This window comes from Streptomyces chattanoogensis (assembly GCF_001294335.1).
Taxonomy (GTDB): Bacteria; Actinomycetota; Actinomycetes; order Streptomycetales; family Streptomycetaceae; genus Streptomyces; species Streptomyces chattanoogensis.
Genome location: NZ_LGKG01000035.1, coordinates 1 through 26,652 on the forward strand (window position 1 = coordinate 1; position 26,652 = coordinate 26,652).

Annotated in this window: 25 protein-coding genes and 2 tRNA genes; 13 read left to right on the forward strand and 14 right to left on the reverse strand. The window is 69.5% G+C overall.

What is annotated here, in order from left to right:
- Positions 1 to 305 precede the first annotated feature (305 nt).
- A complete protein-coding gene (locus ADL29_RS06790) occupies positions 306 to 1,721 on the reverse strand; it encodes a DUF2252 domain-containing protein (protein ID WP_053922828.1) in 1,416 nt (471 codons plus the stop codon).
- Between the two features lie 366 nt (positions 1,722 to 2,087).
- Positions 2,088 to 3,374, reverse strand: coding sequence for an ABC-2 transporter permease (locus tag ADL29_RS06795; protein ID WP_053922829.1), 1,287 nt, complete (start codon positions 3,372 to 3,374; stop codon positions 2,088 to 2,090).
- A gap of 260 nt (positions 3,375 to 3,634) precedes the next feature.
- On the opposite strand from ADL29_RS06795, the gene ADL29_RS06800 reads away from it, so the two are divergent.
- Positions 3,635 to 4,069 (forward strand): MarR family winged helix-turn-helix transcriptional regulator, encoded by a 435-nt coding sequence (locus tag ADL29_RS06800; RefSeq protein WP_053922830.1) that lies wholly within the window; start codon positions 3,635 to 3,637, stop codon positions 4,067 to 4,069.
- A 92-nt stretch (positions 4,070 to 4,161) separates the two neighbouring features.
- Here the strand turns inward: ADL29_RS06800 and ADL29_RS06805 are convergent, their stop codons facing one another.
- Positions 4,162 to 4,524 carry a winged helix-turn-helix transcriptional regulator gene (locus ADL29_RS06805; protein WP_053922831.1) on the reverse strand — a complete coding sequence of 121 codons (363 nt, stop codon included), beginning with the start codon at positions 4,522 to 4,524 and terminating at the stop codon, positions 4,162 to 4,164.
- Between the two features lie 151 nt (positions 4,525 to 4,675).
- Between ADL29_RS06805 and ADL29_RS06810 the strand changes: the two genes are divergently transcribed.
- Positions 4,676 to 5,326, forward strand: coding sequence for an FMN-dependent NADH-azoreductase (locus ADL29_RS06810; RefSeq protein WP_053922832.1), 651 nt, complete (start codon positions 4,676 to 4,678; stop codon positions 5,324 to 5,326).
- A gap of 52 nt (positions 5,327 to 5,378) precedes the next feature.
- Here the strand turns inward: ADL29_RS06810 and ADL29_RS06815 are convergent, their stop codons facing one another.
- A complete protein-coding gene (locus ADL29_RS06815; RefSeq protein WP_053922833.1) occupies positions 5,379 to 6,611 on the reverse strand; it encodes an MFS transporter in 1,233 nt (410 codons plus the stop codon).
- Positions 6,612 to 6,721: 110 nt separating this feature from the next.
- On the opposite strand from ADL29_RS06815, the gene ADL29_RS06820 reads away from it, so the two are divergent.
- A complete protein-coding gene (locus ADL29_RS06820) occupies positions 6,722 to 7,720 on the forward strand; it encodes a LysR family transcriptional regulator (protein ID WP_245689200.1) in 999 nt (332 codons plus the stop codon).
- Between the two features lie 187 nt (positions 7,721 to 7,907).
- On the opposite strand, the gene ADL29_RS06825 is transcribed toward ADL29_RS06820, so the two are convergent.
- Positions 7,908 to 7,991, reverse strand: a tRNA-Leu gene (locus tag ADL29_RS06825).
- A gap of 524 nt (positions 7,992 to 8,515) precedes the next feature.
- Between ADL29_RS06825 and ADL29_RS06830 the strand changes: the two genes are divergently transcribed.
- The 6 genes from ADL29_RS06830 (at position 8,516) to pknB (ending at position 16,589) form a co-directional block, all read left to right on the forward strand.
- The gene (locus ADL29_RS06830; protein ID WP_053922835.1) at positions 8,516 to 9,337 is read left to right on the forward strand and encodes an FHA domain-containing protein; all 822 of its coding nucleotides are present in this window, start codon (positions 8,516 to 8,518) and stop codon (positions 9,335 to 9,337) included.
- A gap of 10 nt (positions 9,338 to 9,347) precedes the next feature.
- A complete protein-coding gene (locus tag ADL29_RS06835; RefSeq protein ID WP_030064412.1) occupies positions 9,348 to 9,872 on the forward strand; it encodes an FHA domain-containing protein FhaB/FipA in 525 nt (174 codons plus the stop codon).
- Positions 9,873 to 10,004: 132 nt separating this feature from the next.
- Complete coding sequence (locus ADL29_RS06840; protein ID WP_053922836.1) at positions 10,005 to 11,573, forward strand: Stp1/IreP family PP2C-type Ser/Thr phosphatase; 1,569 nt, start codon at positions 10,005 to 10,007, stop codon at positions 11,571 to 11,573.
- Positions 11,574 to 11,596: 23 nt separating this feature from the next.
- A complete protein-coding gene (locus ADL29_RS06845; RefSeq protein ID WP_053922837.1) occupies positions 11,597 to 12,994 on the forward strand; it encodes an FtsW/RodA/SpoVE family cell cycle protein in 1,398 nt (465 codons plus the stop codon).
- A complete protein-coding gene (locus ADL29_RS06850) occupies positions 12,991 to 14,457 on the forward strand; it encodes a peptidoglycan D,D-transpeptidase FtsI family protein (RefSeq protein WP_053922838.1) in 1,467 nt (488 codons plus the stop codon). The genes ADL29_RS06845 and ADL29_RS06850 overlap by 4 nt, the downstream gene beginning before the upstream one ends.
- Positions 14,458 to 14,603: 146 nt before the next feature.
- Positions 14,604 to 16,589: a Stk1 family PASTA domain-containing Ser/Thr kinase gene (gene pknB / locus ADL29_RS06855; protein WP_053922839.1), complete on the forward strand. Its 1,986-nt coding sequence runs from the start codon at positions 14,604 to 14,606 to the stop codon at positions 16,587 to 16,589.
- Positions 16,590 to 16,673: 84 nt separating this feature from the next.
- Here pknB and ADL29_RS06860 read toward each other — a convergent pair whose 3' ends face one another.
- The 6 genes from ADL29_RS06860 to ADL29_RS06880 all read right to left on the reverse strand — a co-directional run bounded on the left by ADL29_RS06860 (position 16,674) and on the right by ADL29_RS06880 (position 21,416).
- Complete coding sequence (locus tag ADL29_RS06860) at positions 16,674 to 17,426, reverse strand: class E sortase (protein ID WP_053922840.1); 753 nt, start codon at positions 17,424 to 17,426, stop codon at positions 16,674 to 16,676.
- A gap of 25 nt (positions 17,427 to 17,451) precedes the next feature.
- Entirely contained in the window at positions 17,452 to 18,990 is a 1,539-nt protein-coding gene (locus ADL29_RS06865) for a class E sortase (protein ID WP_078970807.1), read from the reverse strand.
- Positions 18,987 to 19,643 carry an aminodeoxychorismate/anthranilate synthase component II gene (locus ADL29_RS06870; protein WP_046927091.1) on the reverse strand — a complete coding sequence of 219 codons (657 nt, stop codon included), beginning with the start codon at positions 19,641 to 19,643 and terminating at the stop codon, positions 18,987 to 18,989. The genes ADL29_RS06865 and ADL29_RS06870 overlap by 4 nt, the downstream gene beginning before the upstream one ends.
- Positions 19,640 to 19,816: a hypothetical protein gene (locus tag ADL29_RS43985; RefSeq protein ID WP_046927090.1), complete on the reverse strand. Its 177-nt coding sequence runs from the start codon at positions 19,814 to 19,816 to the stop codon at positions 19,640 to 19,642. Before ADL29_RS43985 ends, ADL29_RS06870 begins: the two co-directional genes overlap by 4 nt.
- Before the next feature lie 81 nt (positions 19,817 to 19,897).
- Positions 19,898 to 20,608, reverse strand: coding sequence for a class E sortase (locus tag ADL29_RS06875; RefSeq protein ID WP_053922841.1), 711 nt, complete (start codon positions 20,606 to 20,608; stop codon positions 19,898 to 19,900).
- 37 nt (positions 20,609 to 20,645) lie between these two features.
- Positions 20,646 to 21,416: a DUF881 domain-containing protein gene (locus ADL29_RS06880; protein WP_046927088.1), complete on the reverse strand. Its 771-nt coding sequence runs from the start codon at positions 21,414 to 21,416 to the stop codon at positions 20,646 to 20,648.
- A 179-nt stretch (positions 21,417 to 21,595) separates the two neighbouring features.
- Between ADL29_RS06880 and crgA the strand changes: the two genes are divergently transcribed.
- Positions 21,596 to 21,850 carry a cell division protein CrgA gene (crgA, locus tag ADL29_RS06885; RefSeq protein ID WP_046927087.1) on the forward strand — a complete coding sequence of 85 codons (255 nt, stop codon included), beginning with the start codon at positions 21,596 to 21,598 and terminating at the stop codon, positions 21,848 to 21,850.
- 260 nt (positions 21,851 to 22,110) lie between these two features.
- Here the strand turns inward: crgA and ADL29_RS06890 are convergent, their stop codons facing one another.
- Both ADL29_RS06890 and ADL29_RS06895 read right to left on the reverse strand, forming a co-directional pair.
- The gene (locus tag ADL29_RS06890; RefSeq protein WP_053922842.1) at positions 22,111 to 23,013 is read right to left on the reverse strand and encodes a rhomboid family intramembrane serine protease; all 903 of its coding nucleotides are present in this window, start codon (positions 23,011 to 23,013) and stop codon (positions 22,111 to 22,113) included.
- A gap of 165 nt (positions 23,014 to 23,178) precedes the next feature.
- Positions 23,179 to 23,706 (reverse strand): peptidylprolyl isomerase, encoded by a 528-nt coding sequence (locus ADL29_RS06895; RefSeq protein WP_053922843.1) that lies wholly within the window; start codon positions 23,704 to 23,706, stop codon positions 23,179 to 23,181.
- Between the two features lie 390 nt (positions 23,707 to 24,096).
- Between ADL29_RS06895 and ADL29_RS06900 the strand changes: the two genes are divergently transcribed.
- Both ADL29_RS06900 and ADL29_RS06905 read left to right on the forward strand, forming a co-directional pair.
- Entirely contained in the window at positions 24,097 to 24,810 is a 714-nt protein-coding gene (locus ADL29_RS06900; RefSeq protein WP_053922921.1) for a DUF5324 family protein, read from the forward strand.
- A gap of 322 nt (positions 24,811 to 25,132) precedes the next feature.
- Positions 25,133 to 25,777 (forward strand): LysM peptidoglycan-binding domain-containing protein, encoded by a 645-nt coding sequence (locus ADL29_RS06905; protein WP_053922844.1) that lies wholly within the window; start codon positions 25,133 to 25,135, stop codon positions 25,775 to 25,777.
- A gap of 88 nt (positions 25,778 to 25,865) precedes the next feature.
- On the opposite strand, the gene ADL29_RS06910 is transcribed toward ADL29_RS06905, so the two are convergent.
- Positions 25,866 to 25,941, reverse strand: a tRNA-Ala gene (locus ADL29_RS06910).
- 129 nt (positions 25,942 to 26,070) lie between these two features.
- On the opposite strand from ADL29_RS06910, the gene ADL29_RS06915 reads away from it, so the two are divergent.
- Complete coding sequence (locus ADL29_RS06915) at positions 26,071 to 26,619, forward strand: helix-turn-helix domain-containing protein (protein WP_046927083.1); 549 nt, start codon at positions 26,071 to 26,073, stop codon at positions 26,617 to 26,619.
- The last annotated feature ends 33 nt before the right edge of the window (positions 26,620 to 26,652 follow it).

A 26,652-nucleotide genomic window follows, 5' to 3' on the forward strand; every position in this document is an offset into this window, starting at 1 on the left:
GCGCCCCACCGCCCCGCCTCTCACCCCGCCCCGACTCGTACCAAGCGCCCCTGGCCCCCGTTGCCGCGACCGGTCAAGCCACGGCGAGTCCTTGCGGGAGCCCACGCCAGGCCCACGCGCCGGCCTGTGTCGGTCCCCACCTCGGTCCCCACCTCGGGCCCGTGTCCGCCCGAGGCTGGTCACTCGTTCCGCGCACAGCGGGTGTCGCGCCAGACCTCGATGCCCGTAGCCGCCCCGGCCCGGCAGCCCCGCCGCAGGCCGACGTCAAGCCTGCCGCGAGCACCACCGGAGCAGGTCCGGCCTGGTCAGACGCCCATTTCCGCGGCTATTCGGCCGCTCTTGACGGCCGCCACCAGATCCGCGTGATCCGCTTCCGTACGGTCCGCGTACGCCACCGCGAATGCCGCCATCGCCGCGTCGAGCTCCTCGCCCTTGCCGCAGTAGCCGGCCACCAGCCGTGGGTCCGCGCTGTGCGCATGCGCCCTGGCCAGCAGCGCGCCGGTCATGCGTGCGTAGTCGTCCATCTGGTCTCCGGTCAGCTGCGCCGGATCCACACTGCCCTTGCGATTCCTGAACTGCCGGACCTGGAACGGCAGCCCGTCCTGCGCTCCGGCCCCCACCAGGTCCTGCACCGTCGTCCAGCCCAACAACGTGTCGCTCACGACCTGCATCCGCCGCTGCCCGAGCACCACCCGGCGGCCTTCGTGGGCCACCGACGGCACCGCGAAACCGGCCTTCTCCACGAACGGTGCCAGCACCGAACCGCGCGCCTCCTTCACCTGCAGCACCAGCGGCTCGCCCCGGTGATCAAGCAGCAGCACCACGTACGAGCGCAACCCCACACTGCCCGTCCCGACCACCCGGAAGGCCACGTCCTGCACGGCGTACCGGGCCAGCAGAGGCAGCCGGTCCTCGGGAAGCGTCTCCAGATAGCCGGCGAGCGAGGAGGCCACCACCGCGGCTTCCGCATCCGGTATTCGCCGCAGCACCGGCGGCGCATCCACGAACCGGCGCCCGCCGTCGGGCCCCCGCTCCGTGGCCTTCGCAGCGAACCGCGCGCTGGTGTTCTTACGTGCCTTGGCAGCGACGCGCTCCAGGGTGCCCAGCAGATCCCGCGCGTCGGTGTGCGAGACCAGCTCCTCGTCCGCAATGGCGTTCCACGCCTCGGTCACGGGAAGCTTCGCCAGCAGCCGCATCGTGCGCCGATACGCGCCCGCGGCATCCTGCGCCGCCTTCCGGCAGTCATCCTCACCGACGCCGGCTTCGCGCCCCGCCAACACCAGCGACACCGCGAGCCGCTTCACGTCCCACTCCCACGGCCCGTACAAGGTCTCGTCGAAGTCATTGAGATCGATGACGAGGCCGCCGCGGGCATCCGCGTAGAGGCCGAAGTTGGCGGCGTGGGCGTCCCCGCAGATCTGCGCGCCTATGCCGGTGACCGGAGTGGCCGTCAGGTCGTGCGCCATCAGGCCGGCGGAGCCGCGCAGGAAAGCGAAGGGGCTGGCGGCCATCCGGCCGACCCGTATCGGTGTCAGCTCCGGCAGGCGTCCGGCGTTGGACTCCTCGACCGCCGCCACCGCATCCGGCCGACCGGCCGCGATCGACACCGCGGCCTGCTCGGACCGGGGCAGCCGCTCACGCAGCGCCCGGCCGGTGGCCTTGGGCGACGCCCCCTGCGCATCCGCCTTCGCGAACCCCGGTACGTACGGCACACGCGACATGCGCCACCTCCCCCTTCACGACCTGCTTCCGTCCGGCCTGACCGGCCGGTTCTTTCTCGTTCGCCCATGACGGTACCGACACCGCAGGCACTCCGGCAGAGCCTGTGGATAACTCTTCGCGGAGGGAGTCCGGATGAGGAAGAGAGGTGGTGAAGGAGGGCGGGGAGAACGCACCGAAACGGGCGTCCCCTGGCGAAATGCCAGGTCAGGCGACCGGAGTTGCGTGCATTCGCCGTTCAATGGTCGATGCGCAAGTACCGCTGGGAAGTTGTTCGGGAAACAGAGAAGAGGCGTCCGGGAAGCGGAGAAGAGGCGCCGGCAAGCACACTGACTACCCGTCAGGCAGGCCATACGCCGCCCCTGCCCTCAAACCCCCACCGCCTCCTCCATCTCTTCCTCCATCTCTTCCTCCGCTTCCTGGCCCTCCCGGCCCTTGCGTTGCCCAACCGCCCGCTCCGGCACCGTCGCCGCCACCGCGGCCGCCGCCACCGCCGCGGCACGGGCGGCCGCTGTCGCCTCGGCCCTGCGCCGCCGCCTCTCGACCAGGCCCGCCACGCCGATCATCACCGCGCCGACGACCAGCCATACGGTCAGCGTCCAGACGTGGCCGGCCAGGCCGTAGCCGTCGAAGTAGAGGTGGCTTCGGGTGCCCTCGACGAAGCCCGCACCGTTCCAGAACGCATGCAGCGCCGCGAAGAATCCGTTCTGCATCTCGGGGCGGAAGATCCCCCCGGAGGACGTGAAGTTGAGCATCACGAACAGCGCCATCACGCCGAGCGTGGTCCAGCGCTTGAGGAAGGTGTGCAGCCCGGTGCCGATCAGCAAGATGCCCGCGGAGTACAGCCACGTCATCCCCCACACTCCCCACAGACCGTGGTCGACGAGGTGGAAGACCGACCCGGCGAACGCCGCCCCGATGACGCTGACGACGAAGGACGTGCCGATCGCCAGGGCCGCCCGCAGCCGCAGCGGCAACACCGCTCCGGCTCCGCCGATCACCGCGACCGAGGCGTACGAGCCGATGCTGATCGCCACCAGCAGGAAGAAGAGGCCCTGCCCCGTCGGGTCGCCCTCGGCGGTCGGCACCACATCGGTGACCTTGAGCGGAGCGCCCTGATGCGCCGCGATCGGGGTGAAGATCTTCTGCACCACGGACGCGCTGGTGTCGGAGCCCGCCGTGGCCACGAGAAGCTCGGGCCCCGAAGACCGTGCGCCATCGGCCGCCGCCCTGGTGGCCCCGCTGGCTCCCCTGCCGGAGCCTTCGCCGGCGCCCACCGTCGGCTTCATCACATAGGCACCGAAGATCTCCTGGTGCTTGAGCCGGCCGACCGCGGCGGACCGATCGCCGATCGTCCGTACGTCCAGGTCACCGCCTGCCTTGTCATTGATCGACTGGGCAAGCAGCTGAGCGCTCCGGCCCGATCCGACGATCGCCACGGGAAGGTGGTGCGGGGCGGGATTCGCGAACGCGCCCAGATACGCCAGGCCCATGCCGATGCACATCAGCAGCGGGGTGATCAGGTGCGTCAGGACATGTCGCAGCCCGGCGGAGTGGGCGGAACGATGCGCGCCGGGCCGCTCCGGACGGAGATCGGCCGGGGCGGCACCGCGGGGTTCGCTGCGGCGGTGGTCGGGGCGGGGGACCGGACTCATGGTGCAGGCCTTCTCAGCTGGTCGGATCGGTCGGGACGTAGGGGGCCGGGCCGGCTGTCGCGGCCGGTCGACGGCCGGGTGCAGCGGGACAGCGGCATGGCGCGGCATCGAAATCGACGGGGACCTCGACATGAACATCGCCATCGGCATCGCCGATCACGCGGCGCCGAGAGCCGGTTGACGCACCGCACCCACAGAGTTGGCAAATACAACCATCCATTGCGTTGTACTATACAACTACTTCAACGAAAGGCAACCCCGTGCCCCACCGCGATGCCTCCGTCGAGACCATCCAGCAGGAGATGACCGCGTTCGCCAGGCGGGCCCGCGCGACCGCCGCCCGGATGCACCCCGAGCTGTCACTGGTCTCCTACACCCTGCTTGCGCACCTCGATGACCAGCGAGGATGCCGCGCCACGGACCTTGCGGCGCACTATCTCCTGGACAAGTCCACGGTCAGCCGCCAGATCGCCGCGCTGGAGAAGCTCGGCTTCGTCGAGCGCCGCGTCGATCCGGACGACCAGCGGGTCCAGGTCCTGCACCCCACGGAAAAGGGCGCCGAGGTGCTCGCCCATGTCACCGAGAGCCGCCGCCAGGCGTTCCACGAGCGGCTGGCCGACTGGGACGAGGCCGATCTCGACCGCTTCGCCATGTACCTACGGCGCTACAACGCCGCACAGGAGCGCATCGATTAGAGAGCAAAGCCGGGCAGAGCCCGAACAGAGAAGCCGGCCGGCCACCCCAAGCCCCCGTCCCGGGCCCCGTCCCGCTCTCGACACCCCTACCGCTACTTCCGAAACCGCTCCGGACACTGCCCGCCATCGGTGAGGTAGGTCTCGGCCCACCGCGACAGCTCCTTGAGCGCGGGCTCCATCGCCAGCCCCGCCTCCGTCAGCCGGTACGCCACCCGCAGCGGCGGCCCCGCGTCCACCTCGCGTACGACCAGGCCGGTGGCGGCCAGCTCCATGAGGCGGTCGGACAGCATGCGCTCGCTGATCCCGGGGATGGCCCGCCGCAGATCGGCGAAGTGCACCGGGCCCGGCATCAAGGTGGCGACGATCAGGCCCGTCCAGCGCTTCCCGAACAGCTCGAAGACGCGCGTCATGCCGACGTCGACCTGTCTGCACATCGCCTCGCTGTGATCCGCCATGGACCCAGGGTACCGCCCTCTCGGTTGGCTACTGCAAAAAAGTAAGCCCCTGTGCTATTAATAGCGACATACGGATTTCAATCACTGGCTCACTCCGCCAGTGCGCCAGTCGCCGAGCACCGTCCGGCCTCGACCCGAAGGACCGATCACCATGGCCACCCTTCTGCACCTCGACTCGTCCCTCTTCCCCGAGGGCGGCTCCGCCTCCCGTTCGGTGACCGCCGCCTTCCGCAAGACCTGGGAGGAGCAGCACCCCGACGGCACCGTCGTCTACCGCGACCTGAGCGCCGACCCGCTGCCGCACCTCGACGGCGTCGCCGCCTCGGCCGCCTTCTCCGACCCGGCGACCCACTCCCCCGAGCAGCAGGCCGCCTTCGCCCTGCGCATCGAGCTCGCGGAGGAGCTGGAGCGCGCCGACGCGGTCCTGATAGGCGCGCCGATGTACAACTTCACGATCCCCTCCACCCTGAAGGCGTGGCTGGACCAGGTGATCATCATGGGCCGCACCTCGGGCGCCGAGCAGTCCGCCAAGGGCACTCCGGCGATCGTCGTCGCCAGCCGCGGCGGCTCGTACGCGCCGGGTACTCCCCGCGAGGGCATGGAGTACGTCCTGAACTACCTCGAGGCCGCCCTGGGCGGCGGGCTCGGCCTCGACGTCGACTTCATCGTCCCCGAGCTGACCATGGCTCCCGTGAACGAGGCGATGGCCGACCTGATCCCGAAGTTCGAGGCCTCCCGTGACAAGGCCCTCGAGGACGCGGCGGCCAAGGCGAAGTCCCTCGTCGAGCGCTTCGCCTCCTGACGCCCGCCCGGCGACCGGCGACGGCCAGGGGTGAGGGCGCCACGTCACGCCCTCACCCCTCCTCGGCGCCCCCGGGCGCCCTCCCCGTCCCCGCTGTCACCAGCGCCCCTGCCGCGAGCGCGCCGCCCAGCCACATCACGCCGACGACGCCCCAGCCGTCCGCGGCCCGGCCGCCGGTCAGCGCCCCCAGTGCGATGGCCCCGTTGAACACCGCGACAAACAGCGCGGAGGCCGCCTCCCGCGCGCCCGGTGCCGACGCCATCAGCCAGGTCTGGGTGCTGACGGAGACGCCGCCGTAGGCCAGTCCCCACACGGCCACAGCCGTCGCCGCCCCGGGCACGCCCGCGTCACGCCCCAGCACCGGCAACAGCAACACGGCCCCCGCCAGCACCCCGCAGATCAGCAGCAACGTGCCCCGCGGCGAGCGCGCCGCCCCGGCACCGGCGGCGAAGTTCCCGACGAGCCCGGCAACGCCGAAGGCCAGCAGCAACGTGCTGATCTGCCCGGCCCCTGCCCCGGCCACCTCCTCCAGCACCGGCCGCACATAGGTGTACGCGGTGAAATGCCCCGTCACCAGCAGCGCCACCAGGAGCAGTCCGGTCCGTACGGATGCCAGGCGGAACAGCCGCAGCACCCCGCCCAGCCGCACCGGGCCGGCGGCCGGCAGCGGCGGCAGCAGTACGGCCATCGCGACGGCCACCACCCCGCAGACCGCGGCCATCGCCGCGAACGACGCGCGCCAGCCGCCCAGTTCACCGATGAAGGCCCCGGCCGGCACGCCCAGTACGGACGCCGCCGCGACCCCGCTGAACACCAGGGACGTGGCCGCCGCCACCCGTCGTTGCGGCACCAGCCGCACCGCGAGCCCCGCCGCTATCGCCCATACGCCGCCCATCCCCAGGCCCACCAGAACGCGCGCCACCAACAGCACCGCGACATTCGGCGCATACGACGCCAGCAGATTCGCCGCCGCCAGCATCGCCATCAGGACGGTCAGCACCATCCGCCGGTCCCGCCGCGCCACCAGCAGCGTCAGCAAGGGTGCGGCCACGGCCGCGACCAGGCCGGTGACGGTCACCGTCAGACCCGCCGTACCGTCAGAAATCCGCAGATCCCGGCCGATCGGCGTCAGCAGCCCCACCGGCAGCATCTCGGACGTCACCACCGTGAACGTCCCGGCCGCCAGCGCCCCCACGGCGGGCCAGCCGCCGCCCCGCTCCCGCCTCAACTCACCCAGCCGCGCGACAGGTTCATCCACGCGGCCGGTTTCCTCGGTTTTCGCCATGCCTCGAGCCAACTCGCCCCCGGGCGCGGGAACAACGGCGAAGTCCTCGGCGTTCGATAAGCAGCACTCATCGATCGGATCCCCGGTCCGGTCCGGCGCGGAAGGGTCCCATGAGCCTCGCGAGCCCCCTGAGCGGTATGGGCACGGCCGCCGTCCCCGGCATCGAGCTCCGTGAACTGGAGTGCTTCCTGGTCCTCTCCGAGGAGCTGCACTTCGGCCGCACCGGCGAGCGCCTGTACGTCTCGCAGAGCCGCGTCAGCCAGCTGCTGCGCGCCCTGGAGTCCCGGATAGGCGCCCGTCTGGTGGACCGCACCAGCCGCCGGGTGTGCCTCACCCCGCTCGGCGAGGAGTTCCGTACGTCCCTGCGCCCCGCCTACGAAGCCCTGCACGCCACCGTCGAGTCCGCCCGTACGGCCGCCCGCAGCATCGAGGGCCGGCTGACGATCGGCTTCCAGGGCACGGCGGACGACCGGATCATGCGGTCCATCGACGCCTTCCACGCCCGCCATCCGGGCTGCGCCACCGAGATCATCGAGATACCGCTCTGCGACCCCTTCGGCGCGCTCCGCAGCGGCGCGGTCGACGTCGCCGTCGCCCTGCTCCCCGTGGCCGAGCCCGACCTCTCCCTCGGCCCGGTCTTCGCCGCCCAGCAGCAGACCCTGGCCCTGTCCGTACGGCATCCCCTGGCCGCCCGCGCCGGCCTCACCGCCGAGGACCTCGCCTCCGTACCGCTGATCGCCCCGGACGCTCCCGCGCCCGCCTACTGGCGCGAGGCCCACGCCCCCACGGCAACGCCCGGGGGCCGCCCCATACCCGCCGGCCCCAGCGTCAGCACCCTGCAGGAAGGCCTGACCCTCGCCGCGGCCGGCCGCGGCGGCATGCTGCTGTGCCGCCCCACGGCGGACTACCACGGCCGTCGCGACCTCGCCTTCGTCCCCGTCACCGGCCTTCCGGACTCCGTCCTGGGGCTCGTCCACCACCCCGCCCGCGAAACCGCCCGCATCCGCGCCTTCCACACGGCGGTGACGGAGACCATCGATGCCGATGAAGCAGGGAACGCCAGAAGTGCCGGGAGCCCCTGGATCGCCACAGAGAAATGCGGGCGATGACCACAGACACGGCATGAATGCCCGAATACGGCGGGCTCAGGGCTTTGGTCGTCGCACCGCCACAGCACCCGGGCCGGCCGGCCGCATCGCCCACGCTGTGCCCCAGGCAACAGGTGACAAACACAACACAAGCGCAACAAAAGAACCCCGGTCTCCGGATTTCTCCGGAGACCGGGGGTCTCATCTGTGCGCGAGGGGGGAGTTGAACCCCCACGCCCTTTCGGGCACTGGAACCTGAATCCAGCGCGTCTGCCTATTCCGCCACCCGCGCATGGGTGCTGCCGGTTTATTCTCTCACGTGATCCGGGCTGTTCCGTCCGGGTCTTGTGCGAGCGCCTTCCGACATCCAGAAGATTAGCACGGTGTTGAGGGTGCCTTCACACGCCTTCCTCCCGGCCCCTGCCCACGTCCGCCGCCGGGCGCCGGGCGCGCTCACCGGGGACATTCGCCGAGTGCACCGCCGAGGGTCCACACTCACGGTGTCCGCATCCGGGGCGTGCCCCTCGCCGGGCGTCCCGGACCCTCCGGGTCGTGGCCGGAAGGACGCATACCCCCGCCGGGTCGGACGGCTCGGCGGTTGCGGGACACTGTGTTGGGGGCACATCTACGATCGCAGTGCTTGCACAGTGGCAAGGAGACAGGCAACGTCCGGGCAACCCTGTGAGGGGCGACACTCGTCTCCCAGGCGGGAAAGGGGAACCAGCCGATTTCCCGAGGCGTGGATACGATCAGTAAGCAGTATCAGGACGACCCGATCAGGACGACCCCGACGAAGACTGAGGAAGGAGGTGCCCCGTGGGAGTACTGAAGCGTTTCGAGCAACGTCTCGAAGGTCTCGTCAACGGCACCTTCGCCAAGGTGTTCAAGTCCGAGGTGCAGCCCGTCGAGATCGCCGGCGCGCTGCAGCGCGAGTGCGACAACAACGCCACCATCTGGAACCGCGACCGCACGGTCGTCCCCAACGACTTCATCGTGGAGCTCAGCGCGCCCGACTACGAGCGGCTGAGCCCGTACAGCGGCCAGCTCGGCGATGAGCTGTCGGGCATGGTCCGCGACTACGCCAAGCAGCAGCGGTACACGTTCATGGGCCCGATCAAGGTCCATCTGGAGAAGGCCGACGATCTCGACACCGGCCTGTACCGCGTGCGCAGCCGTACGCTCGCCTCCAGCACGTCCCAGGAGCCGGCCGGCCAGCGGGCCTCCGCGGCGCCCCGGGGCGGGCGGGCCGGCGGCGGTCATGTGAGTGCACCCCCGATGCCCTCGTCCCCGCCTCCCGGCGGCGCGCAGCCCGTACCCCGTACGGCACCGCCCGGTGCAGGACCCCAGCCTTACGCGCAGACCCGGCGCTGGATCGAGATCAACGGCACCCGCCACCAGATCTCGCGCCCGACGCTGGTGCTGGGCCGCAGCACCGACGCTGACGTACGGATCGACGACCCCGGGGTGTCCCGGCGTCACTGTGAGATCCGGGTCGGAACGCCCCCCACGATCCAGGATCTGGGATCCACCAACGGCATCGTGGTGGACGGGCAGCACACCACTCGCGCTAATCTCCGCGACGGCTCGCGGATTGTCGTGGGCAGTACCACCATCGTTTACCGGCAAGCCGAAGGGTGAAGCGGGGAGCATGTCAGAGCTGACCCTCACGGTCATGCGGTTGGGTTTCCTCGCCGTACTGTGGCTGTTCGTCATCGTGGCCGTCCAGGTCATCCGCAGCGATCTGTTCGGCACGCGCGTCACACAGCGCGGGGCCGCGCGGCGCGGCGGGTCCGAAGCGCGTGCGCAGCGCCAGGCTGCGCCGCCGCAGCAGCAGCGCCGCCAGGACGGCGGCCGGGGCAACAACCGCCAGCGCCGCGGAGCGCCCACCAAACTGGTGGTCTCCGAGGGCTCGCTGACCGGCACCACCGTCGCCCTCCAGGGCCAGACGATCTCGCTGGGCCGTGCGCACGACTCCACGATCGTGCTGGACGACGACTACGCGTCCAGCAGGCATGCCAGGATCTACCCGGACCGTGACGGCCAGTGGATCGTCGAGGACCTCGGTTCCACCAACGGCACGTACCTGGACCGGACCCGACTGACGACCCCGACACCGATCCCGCTGGGAGCCCCGATCCGCATCGGCAAGACCGTCATCGAGCTGCGGAAGTAGTACGACAATGAGCGAGCGGAGCGAGCGAGCCGCGGCGGTCCGCCCGACGGACCCGGGCATGCTCCCGACCGGAGGGTGGGCAGTGTGGCTCGAGGAGACCGGCTGTACCCCGAACCAACGGGAGAGGTGCGCATGAGCCTGTCACTGCGCTTCGCCGCCGGATCGCACAAGGGCATGATCCGCGAGGGCAACGAGGACTCCGGTTACGCCGGGCCGCGCCTGCTTGCCGTGGCGGACGGTATGGGCGGCCAGGCCGCCGGTGAGGTCGCCAGCTCGGAGGTGATCTCCAGCCTCGTCCAGCTCGACGACGATGTGCCCGGCTCCGACATCCTCACGTCCCTCGGCACGGCCGTGCAGCGTGCCAATGAGCAGCTGCGTGTCATGGTCGAGGAGGACGCCCAGCTGGAGGGCATGGGCACCACGCTCACCGCGCTGCTGTGGACCGGGCAGCGGCTCGGTCTCGTGCACGTCGGTGACTCGCGCGCGTATCTGCTGCGGGACGGTGTGCTGACGCAGATCACGCAGGACCACACCTGGGTGCAGCGGCTCGTCGACGAGGGCCGGATCACCGAGGAAGAGGCCACCACACATCCGCAGCGGTCGTTGCTGATGCGGGCGCTCGGCAGCGGTGATCATGTCGAGCCGGATCTGTCGATCCGCGAGGTGCGGGCCGGGGACCGGTATCTGATCTGCTCGGACGGGCTGTCCGGCGTCGTCAGCCACCAGACCCTGGAAGAGACCCTCGCCAGTTACCACGGGCCGCACGAGACGGTGCAGGAGCTGATCCAGCTCGCGCTGCGCGGCGGCGGGCCCGACAACATCACCTGCATCGTCGCCGACGTCCTGGACGTGGACGGCGCGGACACGATGGCCGGGCAGCTCAACGACACCCCGGTGATCGTCGGCGCGGTCGCCGAGAACCAGCACCAGCTCAGCGACCCGAGCACCATGCAGACACCGGCCGCCCGCGCCGCCGAGCTCGGCCGCCGGGACACTGCAGCGTCCCCGCCAGGAGGTGCCTTCGGCCCGCCCGGCAGCGGCGGCCCGGATGTCGCGGGCCCACCGCAGGGCTCCTTCGGCGCGTTCACCGACGAGGACTTCCTCAAGCCGCCGCGGCGCGGCAAGTGGGTCAAGCGGTCGCTGCTGATCGCGCTGGCGCTGGCGGTGGTCGGCGGCGGACTCTACGGCGGCTACCGCTGGACGCAGACCCAGTACTTCGTCGGCGTCAACGCCAACCATGTGGCGCTCTACCGCGGCCTCAGCCAGGACCTGGCGTGGATCTCGCTGAACAGCGTGGACGAGGACCACCCCGAGATCGAACTCAAGTACCTACCGGTCTATATGCGCAACCAGGTCAAGGAAACGATCCCGGTCGACAGCCGCGCCCAGGCGAACGAGAAGGTCACCGAGCTCGTCAAGCAGGCCAACGCCTGCCTGGCCAAGGAGCAGCGAGAGGCCGCGGCCAGGGAAGCGGCACGCAACAAGGACCGCAACCAGACCGGCGGTACGTCGGGCGGCAAGACCGGTTCGGCCGGCAAGCCCGGCAGCACCGCCAAGCCCGGTTCGGGCGACAAGGCCTCGAAGACCGGCAGCGGTGTGCCCGGCACGCTCTCCGCGTCGGCCACTCCCACACCCACCACCAGCCAGGCCCCCTCCGAGGAGCAGCAGAAGCTGGAAAAAAATTGCAGCACCCAGCAGTGAGGGCGTAGGGGGCCGTACATCTCATGAGCAGTACCACCAACACCACCACCATCGGCACCATCGGAGCCCCGAGCCGGCGCAACACCGAGCTGGCGATGCTTGTCTTCGCGGTGCTGATCCCGGTGTTCGCCTACATCAACGTCGGTCTGGCGAAGGACGGTTCGGTCCCCGCCGGTGTCCTCGGCTATGCGCTGGGGGTGGGGCTGCTGGCCGGTGTCGCGCATCTCGTCGTCCGTAAGTGGGCGCCGTACGCCGACCCGCTGATGCTGCCCATCGCCACCCTGCTCAACGGCCTGGGTCTGGTCTTCATCTGGCGTCTCGACCAGGAGCCGCAGATCACGACCAAGCAGCTCGGCGGTGCGATGGCGCCGGGCCAGCTGATGTGGTCCACGCTGGGTGTCGCGCTCTTCCTGGCCGTACTGGTCTTTCTCAAGGACCACCGTGTGCTGCAGCGCTACACCTATATCTCCATGGTCGTGGCGCTGGCGCTGCTGATCGCGCCGGTGTTCTTCCCGCCGCGGTTCGGTGCCCGGATCTGGATCACCATTCCGGGGGTCGGCGGGCTGCAGCCCGGTGAATTCGCCAAGATCATCATCGCGATCTTCTTCGCGGGCTATCTGATGGTGAAGCGGGACGCGCTGGCGCTGGCCAGCCGCCGTTTCATGGGGCTGTATCTCCCGCGCGGCCGGGACCTCGGCCCGATCCTGGTGATCTGGGCGCTGAGCCTGATGATCCTGGTCTTCGAGACCGACCTGGGTACGTCGCTGCTGTTCTTCGGTCTGTTCGTCGTGATGCTGTACGTCGCGACCGAGCGCACCAGCTGGATCGTCTTCGGTCTGCTGCTCAGCGGCGGCGGCGCGGTCGCGGTCGCGACCTTCGAGTCGCACGTCCAGGTCCGTGTCCACAACTGGCTCAACCCGCTGGAGCTGTCCAACGGCGGTGTCACCGAGACCGCACAGGCGATGTACTCCTTCGGCTCCGGCGGCATCATGGGCTCCGGCCTGGGCCAGGGCTACTCCCGTCTCATCGGCGGTATCGCGCCCAAGAGCGACTACATTCTCGCCACCGTCGGCGAGGAGACCGGACTGGCCGGCCTGATGGGCATCCTGCTGCTGTACGGCCTGCTGATCGAGCGCGGTATCCGTACGGCGCTGGCCGCCCGCGACCCGTTCGGCAAGCTGCTGGCGATCGGCCTGTCGGGCGCCTTCGCGCTGCAGGTCTTCGTCGTCGCCGGCGGTGTGACGGGCCTGATCCCGCTGACCGGTATGACGATGCCGTTCCTGGCCCAGGGCGGCTCGTCCGTGATCGCCAACTGGGCGCTGGTCGCGATCCTGCTGCGGATCAGCGACACCGCGCGCCGGCCCGCTCCGGCCCCCGCCCCGTCCACCGACGCCGAGATGACCCAGGTGGTCCGCCCGTGAACAAGCCCCTGCGCCGGGTCGCGATCTTCTGCGGCCTGCTCGTCCTCGCCCTGCTGATCCGCGTCAACTGGGTGCAGTTCGTCCAGGGCGACGAGCTCAAGAACGACCCGCACAACCGGCGGGTCGCCATCGAGCGCTACAGCATGCCGCGCGGCAACATCATCGTGGACGGCAAGCCCGTCACCGGCTCGACGACCACCGACAGCGGCGACTTCAAGTACAAGCGGACGTACAAGAACGGCAAGATGTGGGCGCCGGTCACCGGCTATGCCTCGCAGGCCTTCGACGCCAACCAGTTGGAGAAACTGAACGACGGCATCCTCTCCGGCACCGACGACAAGCTCTTCTTCAGCCGCACGGTCGACATGTTCACCGGCGGCAACAAGCGGGGCGGCAACGTGGTGACCACGCTCGACGCCAAGGCGCAGAAGGCCGCCTTCGAGGGACTCGGTGGCAACAAGGGCGCGGTCGCCGCGATCAACCCGGAGACCGGTGCGATCCTGGCGCTGGCCAGCACCCCGTCGTACGACCCGTCGAAGTTCGCGGGCAACACGGACAAGGACGCCGAGGCATACAACGCGCTGCAGAAGAAGAACGACCCGGACGAGCCGATGCTCAACCGGGCGCTGCGCCAGACCTACCCGCCCGGCTCCACCTTCAAGGTCGTCACGGCCTCGGCGGCGCTGGAGAACGGTCTCTACGACGACGTCGACGCCAAGACGCGCTCGCCGCTGCCGTACACGCTCCCCGACACCCACATCACGCTGGACAACGAAGGCCCCATCCCGTGCGAGAACGCCAGCCTGCGGGTGGCGCTGCGGTACTCGTGCAACACGGTCTTCGGCAAGATCAGCGCCGATCTCGGCAATAAGAAGATGAAGGCCGAGGCGGAGAAGTTCGGCTTCAACGATCCAGAGATCGACACCCCGGTCCGGGCCGCGGAGAGCATCTACCCCACGGACAACCGGCCGCAGAACGCGATGGCCGGCATCGGCCAGGCCTCCAACCGCGCCACCCCGCTGCAGATGGCCATGGTCGCCTCGGCGGTCGCCAACGGTGGCAAGCTGATGAAGCCGTACATGGTGGAGCAGCTGGAGGACAAGAACCTCAACGCGATCCAGCAGCACACGCCGCAGGTCATGAGCCACCCGCTCTCGCCGGAGAACGCTCAGAAGATCCAGGACATCATGGAGACCGTGGTCAAGGAGGGCACGGGAACCAACGCCCAGATCCCGAACGTCACAGTCGGCGGTAAGACCGGTACCGCGCAGCACGGCGAGAACAACAAGGACAACCCCTACGCCTGGTTCATCTCGTACGCGAAGACCGCCAAGGGCACCCCTGTCGCGGTGGCCGTCGTCATTGAGGGATCCGACACACTCCGCAATGACATCGCCGGCGGCAAGCTCGCAGCTCCCGTCGCGAAGAAGGTCATGGAGGCGGTACTCGAAAGCAACAAGTGACGCGGGCCATGCCAATACCGGTCGGATATCAGGTTGCGGCAGCGGCCCGGTCCGGTGCAGCGCGCCGGGTACGGTATGCCCGGACAGCACACCGCCGGACCACACACGGGTGCGGTCGGGACTGACGGAGAGGGCTGGAGAAGCTTATGGAAGAGCCGCGTCGCCTCGGCGGCCGGTACGAGCTGGGGTCGGTGCTCGGCCGCGGTGGCATGGCGGAGGTCTACCTCGCCCATGACACCCGCCTGGGCCGCACCGTCGCTGTGAAGACGCTGCGGGTGGATCTCGCCCGCGACCCGTCCTTCCAGGCCCGGTTCCGCCGTGAGGCCCAGTCGGCCGCCTCGCTGAACCATCCGTCGATCGTCGCGGTGTACGACACCGGCGAGGACTATGTCGACGGGGTCTCGATCCCGTACATCGTCATGGAGTACGTCGACGGCTCCACACTGCGTGAGCTGCTGCACTCCGGCCGGAAGCTGCTGCCCGAGCGCTCGCTGGAGATGATCACCGGTGTCCTCCAGGCGCTGGAGTACTCGCACCGGGCGGGCATCGTCCACCGTGACATCAAGCCGGCCAACGTCATGCTGACCCGGACCGGCCAGGTCAAGGTCATGGACTTCGGTATCGCCCGTGCCATGGGCGATTCCGGTATGACGATGACGCAGACCGCGGCGGTCATCGGCACCGCCCAGTACCTTTCGCCGGAGCAGGCCAAGGGTGAGCAGGTCGACGCCCGCTCCGACCTGTACTCCACGGGCTGTCTGCTGTACGAGCTGCTCACCGTGCGGCCGCCGTTCATCGGCGATTCGCCGGTCGCGGTGGCGTATCAGCATGTGCGGGAAGAGCCGCAGAAGCCGAGCAACTTCGATCCCGAGATCACGCCGGAGATGGACGCGATCGTCCTGAAGGCGCTGGTCAAGGACCCGGACTACCGCTATCAGTCGGCCGATGAGATGCGCGCCGACATCGAGGCGGCGCTCGAGGGCCAGCCGGTCGCCGCGACCTCCGCGATGGGTGCGGGCGGCTTCGACCAGGACCAGCCCACCACGATGCTGCGTCCGCAGGACGGCGGCCCGAAGACCTCCATGCTCCCGCCGATGAACCCCGACGACGGGGGCTACGGCTACGACGACCGTGCCGACCGGCGGCGGGGCGGTGGCCAGAAGAAGAGCCGCACCTCGACGATTCTGCTGGTGCTTGCGGCTGTCCTGGTCCTGGTCGGTGCGATCTTCATCGGCCGCGCGATGTTCAGCAGCAGCAACTCCAGCGGCAAGGAACCCTTGATCAACCTCGAGGGCAAGAGCCTGAGCGAGGCCAAGGAGAACGGGGTCAACGGCAACTTCAAGGTCGCCGTGGGGGGCCGCAAGGCCTGCACCAACGTCAAGAAGGGCCAGATCACCTCGCAGAAGCCGGCGCCCGGCACCAAGATCAAGAACGGGCAGACGGTCACTGTCACGCTGTGTACGGGGCCGGAGCGGATCACGGTTCCCAGCGTCAAGGGTCTGCAGGAAGCGGACGCGAAGTCGGAGCTCGAGGAGCGGGGCTTCGAGGTCGAGATCAAGAACGTCGTCTCCGACCGGGAGGAAGGCACGGTCGCAGAACAGAACCCGAAACCGCAGTCGAAGCGGCCCAAGGGCACCGTGGTCACGCTGTCCATCGCCAAAGCGGCTCCCAAGATCCAGGTCCCGGATGTGGTCGGTAAGGACTTCGAGTCGGCGAAGAAGCAGCTGACGGATATCGGACTGCAGGTAGGCGCACCGCAGGAGAAGGAAGTCACTGATCCGGCGCAGGTGGGCAAGGTCGTGGAGTCGAGCCGCCCGGCCGGGACCTCTGTCGATCCGAAGTCGACGATCACGCTGACGGTCGGCAAGGCACCGGCGCAGACGCCGATTCCGAACGTCGTCGGACAGAAGGTCAAGGACGCGAAGAAGCTGCTGGAACAGGCAGGCTTCAAGAACATCCAGTTCGCCGAGGGCAGTCAGCAGGACGACAACGCCCTGGTGAGCGCGCAGGACCCGCCGGCCGGTACGCCGTCCGACCCCAGCAACACGACCGTGACGCTGACCACCCTGGGCGGTGGCGGGAACGGTAACGGCAACGACGGCGGCGGCCTCTTCGGTGGCTGGGGCGGCTGAGCCCCGCACCTCGTACGACGAAGCCCCGGCAGCCCTTCAAAGGACTGCCGGGGCTTCGTCGTATACCGGCCGCGGCGCGCGGGACTAGCGCAGTTCCTCGGGGGGCGTGCGGTCCGCGTCGACCTTCTCGGTGCGCTCCAGCTCGCCCCAGACGATATAGCGGTAGTTCGAGGTGTAGACCGGGGTGCAGGTCGTCAGGGTGATGTAGCGGCCGGCCTTGCGCTTGCCGGATTCCTTGGGGATGTCGTCGAGGACATCCACGTTGTACTTCGAGGTCTGGCTGAGCACGGCGTAGACCTTGTAGATGTACCAGGTGTCCCGGGTCTCGAAGACGATCGGGTCGCCGTCCTTGAGCTTGTCGATGTTGTGGAACTTCGCGCCGTGGCCGTCGCGGTGTGCGGCGAGGGTGAAGTTGCCCTTCTTGTCCTCCGGCAGCTCCGACTTGACCGGCTTGGTGTAGTAGCCGGCCACCCCCTCGTTGAGGATGTCTGCGTCGGTGCCCTTCTTGACCAGCACCTCGCCGTTGTCCATCGCCGGGACGTGAAGGAAGCCGATGCCGTCCCTGGTGTCCAGCTCGCCCGGCCCCTTGGGGCCGCCGTGGTGGCGGGCCTTCGCCCAGTGCTCGCGCACGGCGTCGCTCTGCTTGTTCGCCTCGCGGTCGGCGAGGACGTTGGTCCACCACAGCGAGTAGACGACGAACAGGCCCAGGATCAGTCCGGCCGTGATCAGCAGCTCACCGATGACGCTGACGACGGAGGCGACGATCCGCCATCCGCGGCGCGGCTTCGGTGACGGCTCGGAGGGATCGGTGTCCTCGTCGTGTCCGGTCGCAGTCACCGCGTCATACCCCTCTTACATTCGTTCAGCCGGTGAGCGCTGCCGGTTTGCCCTTGCTCCGCGGCCGCTCGTCGACCATCTTGCCCCAGACGATCATCCGGAAGGTACTGGTGAATTCCGGGGTGCAGGTCGTCAGTGTGATGTAGCGCCCCGGGCCGGTGAATCCCGATCCGGGAGGCACGGGGCCGATCACGCTGGTGTTGCTGGGAGACGTCTGCGGGAGGATGCTCTCCATTTCGTACGTGTAGTACGCGCTCTGGGTCTCCACGATGATCTTGTCGCCCTTGACGAGCTTGTTGACGTAGCGGAACGGCTCGCCGTGCGTGTTGCGATGGCCGGCCAGCGCGAAGTTGCCCTTCTTGTCCCAGGGCATCGCGGTCTTGATTCCGCTGCTCTTGTCGTAGTGACCGACCATGCCGTGGTCGAGCACATTGTGCTTGTCGATGCCCTCGGCTATCGGTGCCTTCACATCCAGCTTGGGGATGTACATGATTCCGAAGCGTTCACCGACCGCGAGGTTCTTCTTCTCTCCGCCGCCCTTTTCCCACTGGTGCTCGAGGGACTGGGCGGCACCCCCCGCTTCCTCGTCGGCTCTCACGTTCGTCCACCACAGTTGGTAGGTGACGAAGAGCAGCATCAGCACGCCGAGGCTGATGAAGACCTCCCCCACGGCGCGGCTGACGATCAGGCTGAGACTGTCCTTGGCGGCTCGCGCTGCGCGGCGGGCCTCCAGCCGGGAGGTGGGAGCGGGAGGCGGCTCGGAGGCGGCTTTGGCGGCCGCGGCGGCACCGGCGCCGTGCCGGCCGCGTCTGCCCCGCTTGGCGGCCTCCTGTGCGGCCTTACGACGAGCTGCGCGGCCGCCCTGCGCCAGGGCCGCCGATGTTTCACGTGAAACGGCGTCGTCGGCATCGGTTTCACGTGAAACATCGGCACGGGTTTCACGTGAAACATCGTCCTCGCCACGGCCCGCCCCCTGCTCCTCGGCCTGGCGCAATGCCATGGTCTCGTCGTCCCGCTGCGACTCTGCGGCGAACGTCGGGGCCGAGACGGAGGCCGGGGGCTCCGACGCGGCATACGCCTCGGCGATCGATTTGGCGGCCTGATAGGTCTCGTACCCGGAGCTGTAGCCACGACCGGGGTGCTGGTGATGCTCCCGGTTCTGGCCATACGCGGCCGACTCGGGCGCAAGGGCACGCGGACGGCGGGGCGTGGCTTCGTAGGAGTGCGGCTCGGGTCCGGGCGACGGGTCCGGCGGGCCGGGCTGTTCCGCTTCGCGGTGCGGCCGGAACCAGGGCGAGCCGTCGCCCGCGGTGTGGTGGGCAGGCCGCCCGGGTTGTTCATGCGGGCCGGGACCGGGCTCCGGCCGGGATGACTGGCCCGGCAGCGGGTCGTTCAGGGGGTCGTCGAGCTGCCCCACGGCCGCCTCGAACGCGTCGGGACGGCCGTAAGGATCCAGTGGGGCGTACGGCTCCTGCGGCGCCGAGGACTGCCCGGACGCATACGCCTGGTCTGACTCGTACGGCTCAGAGGATCTCCCTTCACGCTCCGGGCGCAGGGACGTCACGCGCCGGCCTTGCCGACCACCGGGGCGAGCCCCGCAGACCGCCGCAGGGCTCCCTCGTCGCCGCATTCCACCAGCCAGTTGGCCAGCATCTTGTGCCCCCACTCCGTCAGCACCGACTCGGGGTGGAACTGCACGCCCTCCACCGGGAGTTCACGGTGTCGCACGCCCATGATGATCCGTCCGCCGGGGGCGTCCTCGGCTTCGGTCCAGGCCGTGACGAGCAGCTCGTCGGGGACGGTGTCGGGCTCGATGGCGAGGGAGTGGTAGCGGGTGGCCGTGAAGGGGGAGGGCAGGCCGGAGAAGACCCCGGCGCCCTCGTGGAGGACATGCGAGGTCTTGCCGTGCAGGAGCTCGGGGGCACGGTCCACCACGCCGCCGTAGGCGACCGCCATGGATTGCATGCCCAGACAGACGCCGAACACCGGTACGCCGGTTTCCGCGCAGTGCCGGACCATGTCGACGCAGACGCCGGCCTGCTCGGGCGTGCCGGGTCCGGGTGAGAGCAGGACCCCGTCGAAACCGTCCTGGGCATGCCGCGGCGCGACCTCGTCGTTGCGCAGCACCTCGCACTCGGCACCGAGTTGGTAGAGGTACTGGACGAGGTTGAAGACAAAGCTGTCGTAGTTGTCGACAACGAGAATCCGTGCGGTCATCGCAGTGCAGCCATCCCTTCATTGACCGTGACGTCATTGAAGGGGAGCAGCGGCTCCGCCCACGGAAAGACGTACTGGAAGAGTACGAAGACGACCGCCAGCACCAGCACCAGTGAAATCAGCGCCTTCACCCATGCGTTGCCCGGCAGATGCCGCCAGATCCAGCCGTACATGCGCTCGCTGTCCCCTTGCCGATGCCGATGCCGATGTCGATTGCCCCACCAGACTAAGGGGCGAGGGCGGGCGCTGGTGGGTCAGCCGGTCAAAGCCGATGGCCTTCCCTGTGCGACGGGTTGGGTGGAATCCAGGTGCGCCCAGGCGATCAGCCGGTGGCTGTGGCCCCATTCCGGCTCGCAGGTGGTCAGGGTGAGATAGCGCCCGGGGCCGTTGTAGCCGGATTTCGCGGGTACGGGATCGATCACACCGATGTCGCCGGGCAGCGTGGTGTAGGGGCGGTTGTCGATGCGGTACGTGAACCAGGTGGTGCCGTCGGTGAGCACCACGGCGTCGCCGGATCGCAGGCGGGGAAAGTCCTTGAAGGGGTCACCGTAGGTGCGACGGTGCCCGGCGACGGCGAAGTTGCCGACCTGGCCGAGCCGCGCGGTGTGGTCGTAGTGGCCCAGGCCGCGTTCGAGGATGTCGGTCGCGGTGCCTTGCAGTACGGGTTTGGCCCAGTCCGCGCCGAGGCGGGGGATGTACATCACGGCGAAGGAGGCGCCGGTTCGGTAGGGGCCGGGCGGCTTGGCGCGGGAGGGCACGGGGGCGCTGTCGTCGGAGGCGGCCGGGCCCGCCGACCACTGTTCCTGGAGCTTGCCGATCTCGCCGTCCATCGCGCTGTCGGCCCGTACGCCGGTCCAGAAGAGCACATAGACGACGAAGAGCACGATGAGTGCGCCGGCGGTGACACAGATTTCGCTGAGCGTCCGTACGATCCACCGCACCGTCGTCCGGCTCCGCAGCGTCATCCGTACCCGCCCCTCCCGCCGCCCCGCGGCGCGCGGGCTACGGCTTCACAGGCTGTGCGTAATGGAGGTCCACTGTGCCGGAGTAGCCGGGCAGAGTCACCGTCTCGTGCTGGTCGACTTTCCAGCCCAGGCCGTAGGCGTTCACGTACTGCAGATAGTTCTGGATGGCGGGCGAGGCGGTGAGCGCCCGGGTGAGCGCCGCGCGGTCGCCGACGGCGGTGATGGTGTACGGCGGGGAGTAGACCCGGCCCTGGAGGATCAGGGTGTTGCCGACGCAGCGCACCGCGCTGGTGGAGATCAGCCGCTGGTTCTTGACCTTGATGCCCTTGGCGCCGCCCTGCCACAGGGCGTTCACCACGGCCTGCAGGTCCTGCTGGTGGATGACCAGGTCGTTGGGCTGCGGCTCGGGGATGCCGGGGATCTTGGCGGTGGCGTTGGGCGGCGCGTCGGTGAGCGTGACGGTGAGTCCCTCGCCGGTCAGCGGCTTGGTGCCGGCGTTCTTCTCCAGGGCCTTGAGCTTGGCGTCCTCGGCCTCGGAGCTGCCGTTGTCACGCTGGGCGAGGGCGTCCACGCGTTCCCGCAGGATGGCGTTACGGTCGTCCTGGGTACCGTTTTTGCGGCTGCGTTCCTGGATGAGGTCGGACAGGCGCAGCATGGAGTCGTCCGAGCGCAGATTGGTGCCGCGGGCGGTGTCGAAGCTCAGCCAGAACAGCAGACCGGCGAGTGCGAAGACGGCGAGCGTCAGCAGCCGTACCGGCCGCAGGCGGCGGCGGGCGGGGCGACCTGGGGAGTCAGCAAGATTGCTCAACGTACCCTTACTCCTTACGACGCCGCGGAAGCACTACGCTAACGGACGCCCGGGCGAGGAATCGCTCCCCACCGCTTCCACTCCCGGCACCCGTTCCGTATCGCCCCCTCAGGTGGGGGCACCGCCCGCTCGAGCGCCGCCCGGAGTGGGGGAGCAGCGCATCGACAGGAGTGTTCCTCGTGCCGAAGTCACGGATCCGCAAGAAGGACGACTTCACGCCGCCGCCGGCGAAGACCACCAGTCTGAAGATGAATTCAGGCCGTGGCTGGGTGGCGCCTCTGATGCTGGCGATGTTCCTGATCGGGCTCGCCTGGATCGTGCTCTTCTACGTCTCCGAGGGCGACCTTCCGATCAAGGCCCTCGGCAACTGGAACATCGTGTGCGGTTTCGGCTTCATCGCGGTGGGCTTCGGCGTCTCCACGCAGTGGAAGTAGGGCGGACACCGGCCGGGCAAGTCCTGCCCAAGGCCATCCACACGGTTATCCACAGGCGGGGAAAACTTCAGAAGATCTGTGGATAACCTTCGGGAGGTTGACGCTGGTGTGACCGGCAGCGGTCGCCTCCCGACCCCCGCCACCCCTGCCCTGACTGGGGAAACGCAGGTCAGCGCGGCACCGGACGGGTGTTCCCCACAGCTCGCACAAGATCCGCCACGTACTGTGGACAACTTGGCGCAGCGGGGCCCGGGCGGCCCTCAGCCCACCAGCTGGAGGGTGCGCACCCACACCACCGCGACGATCGCCAGCAGCGTCACCACACACGTCGCGGTCTGCACCAGAGTCCGGCGCGCGCGCGGCGCATGCACCATTCCGTATGCCACTGCGGCGCCCACCACCAGGCCGCCGATGTGCGCCTGCCAGGAGATGTTCGGCCAGGTGAAGGTGAAGACCAGGTTGAGGCCGAGCAGGATCAGGACCGGCTTCATGTCGTAGTTCAGCCGCCGCATCAGGACGGCGGTGGCGCCCAGCAACCCGAAGATCGCGCCGGAGGCACCGAGGGAGGACGCGTACGGCCCGGCGGCCAGATACGTCAGGGCGCTGCCGCCGAGACCGGAGAGCATGTACAGGGCGGTGAACCGGAGCCGGCCGAGCGCCGCTTCCAGCGGCGGGCCCAGCCACCACAGCGAGAGCATGTTGAACGCGATGTGCGGGATCTCCTGGTGCAGGAACATCGCGGTCACCAGGCGGTACCACTCGCCCTCGGCGACCCCCTGGGGCAGATAGCCGGGAGGGGTCTTGCCGAGCATGACCAGCTCGCTCAGCAGTCGGGTGCCGTCCGCCTGCACCGCGATGAAGACCGCCAGGTTGATGCCCATCAGGATCAGGGTGATCAGCCGCGGATTGGCGGCGACGGCGCCGCCCGCGATGGTGCGCGGCGCCGCGGCCGTCGCCGAGCGCCCGTTGCCGCCACCGCCGCGGACGCAGTCCGGGCACTGGAAGCCGACCGAAGCGCTGACCATGCAGTCCGGGCAGATCGGCTTCTCGCAGCGGGTGCAGCGGATGCCGGTCGTACGGTCCGGATGGCGATAGCACGCCGGGAGACCGTCGCCACCGTGGGCGTCCTTCGGCTCCTGTGGGCTGCCTGGCACCTGGTCCATCGGTCCCCTCGTCCTTCTCGTCCGGTCAATCAAGCGCACCGCCGCCGCCCGTCACCGGACACCGCCCCTGAACGTGCTTCGCGCCCCGCCTGATGTACGACCGGGCGGGGCGCATGGTTCCCCGAGCGGGACGCTGTCGGTCCGGCTCGGGGCCGCGGGACTCGCTCAGCGGGTCTCGATCACGACCGACTCGATGACGACCTCGTTGACCGGACGGTCGGTCCGGGCGTCGGTCTGGGTTCCGGCGATGGCGTCCACGACCTTCTTGCTGGCCTCGTTGGTGACCTCACCGAAGATGGTGTGCTTGCCGGTCAGCCACGCGGTCGGCGCGACGGTGATGAAGAACTGCGAGCCGTTGGTGCCCGGACCGGCGTTCGCCATGGCGAGCAGGTAGGGCTTGTTGAACGCCAGGTCGGGGTGGAACTCGTCCCCGAACTGGTAGCCCGGGCCGCCGGTGCCGTTGCCCAGCGGGTCCCCGCCCTGGATCATGAAGCCGCTGATGACGCGGTGGAAGACCGTGCCGTCGTACAGCTTGTCCTGGGACCGCTTGCCGGTCTCCGGGTGCGTCCACTCGCGCTCACCCTTGGCGAGCTCGACGAAGTTCTTGACCGTCTTGGGGGCATGGTTCGGCAGAAGCCGAATCTCGATGTCGCCCTGGTTGGTCTTCAGGGTGGCGTAGAGCTGTTCAGCCACGGTCTACCTTCCATAAGTGTTCACTGGCGGTATCCGATCCTCGCACGGACCGGCCCGCCCGTCGCCCGGCCACCACCCCTCGACGAGCCTCGCGCCGTTTTTTTGCCGTCGCCCAGCCACCACCCTTCAGCGGCCTTGCTGCGGATTTCTCGCCCCCGCAGCCGGTTTCCCTGCCGGCGGACCGGGCCGTGGGAACCGGGCGCGCGGGACGGCAAACCGTGGCATGGTCGTCACGAGGCTCCGAAAGGTCCCCAATGACCCGGATGCCCGCTCGCGCATGCCGTATGACACGTCAGCGGGCATGATCTCCAGACCGGGTGGACAGGCGACACAGCAGACATGGGGGACCGCCCCCACGATCCCGGACACGCCACCGAGGAGGAGGATCCCGTGACCCGCAAGGACAGCGTGCGCGCCGCGACCGGCACGGCCAGGGACAGCGTGCGGCACGCCGCGGAGGTGGTGGCTCCGTATGCCGGTACGGCCAAGGATGCCGCCGTGCACTACGCGCATGAGGCCCGGACCCGCATGGGCCCCAAGGTCGCCGAAGCCGCGCACCAGGCCCGTGCGCAGTACGAGGCACATCTGCACCCCCGCCTCGAGCACGCCCGTGACGTCCTGCCGCCCAAGGTGGACGCCGCGGCCTGCCGCGCCGCCGGGCGGACCCGTAAGGCCGCCCGCCAGGCCGCCGAGTACACGGCGCCGCGGCTGGAGCACGCGGTGAGCACCGCCCGCGCGGCCGCCGAGCCGGTGCGCGAGGAAGCCCTGGCCCGTGGCACCGCCGCGCTCGCCGCGCTGCGCGGCCAGGTGACGGCCGCCGAGATCGCCAAGCTCCAGAAGAAGCACCACCGCCGCGCCTGCGCCGGCAAGGCCGCCAAACGGCTGACGGTCCTGGGCATCCTGGTGGGCGGCGCGGTCGCCGCCTGGAAGTGGTGGGACAAGCAGGCCAACCCGGACTGGCTGGTCGAGCCGCCGGCGCCCACCGAGGTCGGCGAGCGCGGCCGCCTGGGCGCCGTCGACGGGAGCGAGGGCGCCGCTCTCGACCCCGAGGTGCAGGCCAAACAGGACGACTCCGACAAGCGCGGCGGCGGCACCACCGCCTGACGCGCCCCCGCACCACCGCAGCGGGCCGTGCCCGACCGTCCCCTCAACGGGGCGGCGGGCACGGCCCGTTGGCGTTCCTCCCACCGCCGGGACGGCCGGCTCGCCACCGCCCCCGCAGAGACTCGCACGGCATCTCCGCAAGCCGGGCCCGTACGGCATAACGCTCTGTCAGGACCGTGCGGCCACGCAGGTGAAACACGCGCCTTCAGGATCACCAAGCGTGCCGAAAAGCATATTGGCCGGTTACCTCGTGCCTGCCCATCGGTCGCGGTGTGCACCTCGCGCCACGGCCGCTGCCGGAGCACAGCGGAGGAGTACCGTCATGCCGTCGCATCTCGTCAAACGGTCCGTCGAAGCAATCCTGTCCGTGCTGCTGAGCGCCCTCGTCCTGACCGGCCAGGACGTCGCGGCGGCCGCCCCGCCAACAGCACCGGAGGGCACGGACTGGGAGCGGATCGCCGAGTGCGAGAGCAGCGGCCGCTGGCACATCAACACCGGCAACGGCTACCACGGCGGCCTCCAGATCGACCCCTCGACATGGCAGGCCTACGGCGGCCGGCGTTATGCGCCCCGCGCCGACCTCGCTTCCCGCTGGCAGCAGATCGCGGTCGGGGAGCGCATCGTCGGGGACCGCGGCCTGGCGCCGTGGCCGAACTGCGGGCACTTCGGCCTGCCCGGTTCCGACGCCGACGCCGACAGCGGCGAAGCAGTCACCTCTCACCGGCACCCGTCGGCGACCCACCACTCACGCCAGACGTACGGGCACCGCGCCACCCACCCGCGCACCCACAAGGCCACCGGCACCGGCCGCAGCTACGTCGTGCAGCGGGGCGACTGTCTCTCGGTCATCGCCGACCATCAGCACACTCCCGGCGGCGCCCAGGCCCTGTACGACCTGAACAAGCAGACGCTCAAGGAGGGCCCGGACCACATCTACCCGGGCCAGCAGCTGCGGCTGCACCGGTGAGCGGAAGCGGCAGCCCGCCTCCCCGACCGCGTCCTGCGCACCAAAAATGCCCCCTGACCTGCGGTGTCACAGATCAGAAGGCATGTGATGGTGGAGCCTAGGAGAGTCGAACTCCTGACATCTGCCATGCAAAGACAGCGCTCTACCAACTGAGCTAAGGCCCCTTCGCGGACCAGGGTACCTGGTACCCGGCCCCTTTCCCGACCGGGTATCGCCGCACCCCGCCACTCTCCGTAGGATGCTTCGCGAGATTCGCGGCAGCGAAGCGCCATCGGGGAGACAGGGGAGACGGCATGGACGCAGCACAGCAGGAAGCCACCGCGCGGGCCCGGGAGCTGCAGCGCAGTTGGTACGGGGAGCCTCTGGGTGCGCTGTTCCGCCGTCTTATCGAGGATCTCGGGCTGAACCAGGCCCGGCTCGCCGCCGTACTCGGCCTGTCCGCCCCGATGCTGTCACAGCTGATGAGCGGGCAGCGCGCGAAGATAGGCAACCCGGCCGTGGTGCAGCGTGTCCAGGCGCTGCAGGAACTGTCCGGGCAGGTCGCGGACGGCAGCGTCAGCGCGGCCGAGGCCACCGACCGGATGGAAGAGATCAAGAAGACGGCCGGCGGTTCGGTGCTGAACAACACCACGCAGCAGACGTCGTCGACCGGGGCCACCACCGTACGCCGCGTGGTGCGCGAGATTCAGTCGCTGCTGCGCTCGGTCTCCGACGCCGGCGACATCATCGATGCGGCGAACACCCTCGCCTCCACTCACCCCGAACTGGCAGAGTTCCTCCGGGTCTACGGTGCCGGCCGCACCGCGGACGCGGTCGCGCACTACGAGGCGCACCAGAGCTAGCCACAGCGGAGCGCGGGAGCGGAACGGGGCGTC

Excerpts from the sequence above, each read along its gene's own strand:
- ADL29_RS06790 (WP_053922828.1), bottom strand. The coding sequence starts at position 1,721 with ATGTCGCGTGTGCCGTACGTACCGGGGTTCGCGAAGGCGGATGCGCAG.
- ADL29_RS06795 (WP_053922829.1), bottom strand. The coding sequence starts at position 3,374 with ATGAGTCCGGTCCCCCGCCCCGACCACCGCCGCAGCGAACCCCGCGGT.
- ADL29_RS06805 (WP_053922831.1), bottom strand. The coding sequence starts at position 4,524 with ATGGCGGATCACAGCGAGGCGATGTGCAGACAGGTCGACGTCGGCATG.
- ADL29_RS06810 (WP_053922832.1), top strand. The coding sequence starts at position 4,676 with ATGGCCACCCTTCTGCACCTCGACTCGTCCCTCTTCCCCGAGGGCGGC.
- ADL29_RS06815 (WP_053922833.1), bottom strand. The coding sequence starts at position 6,611 with ATGGCGAAAACCGAGGAAACCGGCCGCGTGGATGAACCTGTCGCGCGG.
- ADL29_RS06820 (WP_245689200.1), top strand. The coding sequence starts at position 6,722 with ATGAGCCTCGCGAGCCCCCTGAGCGGTATGGGCACGGCCGCCGTCCCC.
- ADL29_RS06835 (WP_030064412.1), top strand. The coding sequence starts at position 9,348 with ATGTCAGAGCTGACCCTCACGGTCATGCGGTTGGGTTTCCTCGCCGTA.
- ADL29_RS06840 (WP_053922836.1), top strand. The coding sequence starts at position 10,005 with ATGAGCCTGTCACTGCGCTTCGCCGCCGGATCGCACAAGGGCATGATC.
- ADL29_RS06845 (WP_053922837.1), top strand. The coding sequence starts at position 11,597 with ATGAGCAGTACCACCAACACCACCACCATCGGCACCATCGGAGCCCCG.
- pknB (WP_053922839.1), top strand. The coding sequence starts at position 14,604 with ATGGAAGAGCCGCGTCGCCTCGGCGGCCGGTACGAGCTGGGGTCGGTG.
- ADL29_RS06870 (WP_046927091.1), bottom strand. The coding sequence starts at position 19,643 with ATGACCGCACGGATTCTCGTTGTCGACAACTACGACAGCTTTGTCTTC.
- ADL29_RS43985 (WP_046927090.1), bottom strand. The coding sequence starts at position 19,816 with ATGTACGGCTGGATCTGGCGGCATCTGCCGGGCAACGCATGGGTGAAG.
- ADL29_RS06875 (WP_053922841.1), bottom strand. The coding sequence starts at position 20,608 with ATGACGCTGCGGAGCCGGACGACGGTGCGGTGGATCGTACGGACGCTC.
- ADL29_RS06890 (WP_053922842.1), bottom strand. The coding sequence starts at position 23,013 with ATGGACCAGGTGCCAGGCAGCCCACAGGAGCCGAAGGACGCCCACGGT.
- ADL29_RS06905 (WP_053922844.1), top strand. The coding sequence starts at position 25,133 with ATGCCGTCGCATCTCGTCAAACGGTCCGTCGAAGCAATCCTGTCCGTG.
- ADL29_RS06915 (WP_046927083.1), top strand. The coding sequence starts at position 26,071 with ATGGACGCAGCACAGCAGGAAGCCACCGCGCGGGCCCGGGAGCTGCAG.